This window comes from Streptomyces sp. NPDC059909, assembly GCF_042730885.1.
Taxonomy (GTDB): Bacteria; Actinomycetota; Actinomycetes; order Streptomycetales; family Streptomycetaceae; genus Streptomyces.
Genome location: NZ_JBHWKX010000200.1, coordinates 1 through 1,323, shown reverse-complemented (window position 1 = coordinate 1,323; position 1,323 = coordinate 1). Strand labels below are relative to the sequence as shown.

Annotated in this window: 1 protein-coding gene and 1 pseudogene; one reads left to right on the top strand and one right to left on the bottom strand. The window is 75.5% G+C overall.

What is annotated here, in order from left to right; all coding sequences use genetic code 11:
• Nucleotides 1-18: 18 nt before the first annotated feature.
• Nucleotides 19-819: a hypothetical protein gene (locus ACFV9O_RS40160; RefSeq protein WP_100456212.1), complete on the top strand. Its 801-nt coding sequence runs from the start codon at nucleotides 19-21 to the stop codon at nucleotides 817-819.
• 195 nt (nucleotides 820-1,014) lie between these two features.
• Here the strand turns inward: ACFV9O_RS40160 and ACFV9O_RS40155 are convergent.
• Nucleotides 1,015-1,323, bottom strand: a pseudogene (locus ACFV9O_RS40155) (hypothetical protein); the annotation flags it as partial.

Below are 1,323 nucleotides of genomic sequence, written 5' to 3'. Positions count from 1 at the left end.
CCCACGGGGAGGACTCCGGTGACCAGGCGGACGCGTAAGCACGGCTACGGCACGGCAGCGGCCGCCGCGCTGGCCCTGCTGTCCCTGGCGGGTTGCGGCTCGTCACCCGAGGCGGGCGGGGAAGGCGGCGGTGGGGGCGAGGCGACCCCGGCCGCCCGCGACAAGGGCCCCGCGTGCGTCGGCGAGGCCCCCGGTGAGGGCGGCGTCCACGTCCTGCGGGGCGGCGGCTTCAAGTTGCCCGGCGGAGGCGGCGTGCAGTACGCCGGGGCCTCCGCGGACGGCACGACGCGGACGGCCACCCTGCGCGACGGCGCCACCTACGCCTCCGGCCAGGAGCAGTGGAAGGTCACCCCCGGGGCGAAGGTCACCGTCTCCGGTCACGGCTACACGGTGCGGCAACTCTGCGCCCACCGCGTGGTCCTGGAGCCGCGGGCCGCCGAGGACAGGGCCGCCCTCGCCGCCGGGCCGAAGTCGCTCGAACCCCGCCAGGGCGCCGCCGACGCCCCCCTCTGCTTCACCACCAACCCCACCGTCCTGGCGGCCGCCGCCAAGGGCTTCCCGCCCGAGGGCGAGACCCTCTCCCTGCTCGGCAACGGCGGGGTACGGCGCTTCCCCACGGGCCTGTCCGTCACGGTCGCCTACGTCCACAAGGAGACCGGAACCGCCGGCCTCGACGCCAACTGCGCCGGTGTCCAGGTCGCCGGCTACGAGGACGTCCGGCCCGGGGACACCGTGGAGTTCGCCGGGGTGCGGTTCGAGGTGTCGGCGCTGACCCCACAGGCGGTACGGCTCACCCGCCTGGGCGGGGGGAAGAGCTAGCCCTGCGCCGTGTCCGCCGGTGTCCGGTGCGTGCTCTCGGCACGCCTGGCGGAAGCTCTCGTACCGGACGTACTCGGGCTTTCGCCCGGTGCGGCGAGCGTGCGTGCCGGGCGCCGTGGGCGCCGTGCGGGATGTGAGGACGTCCCCCAGGAAGCGGGGGCCGGCCGGTGGCCCGCGCCCCCCCTCCTCGCCGGGTCAGCGGTTGATCGACTGGATCTCCTCGACCTCGACCGCCTGCTCGTTCCCGAACGTCCCGTCCGGCAGCGCCTGCGCGGCCGCCACCCCGGTCCCGGTCCAGCTGATCTCCCAGGTCACCGTCGCCTCCATGGCGTACGACCCGCCGCCGGAGGACCGCAGGTAGGTCACGCCGCACGGCGGCTCCTGGTTCGCCTTCCCCTTGGCGTACGGTTCCCCGATCGACCCGTCCCCGTTGAGCGCGCACTCCCCCGACGCCGGATGCAACCGCGCGTCCTTCGTCCCCGGCTCGATCGTCAACGACTTGGG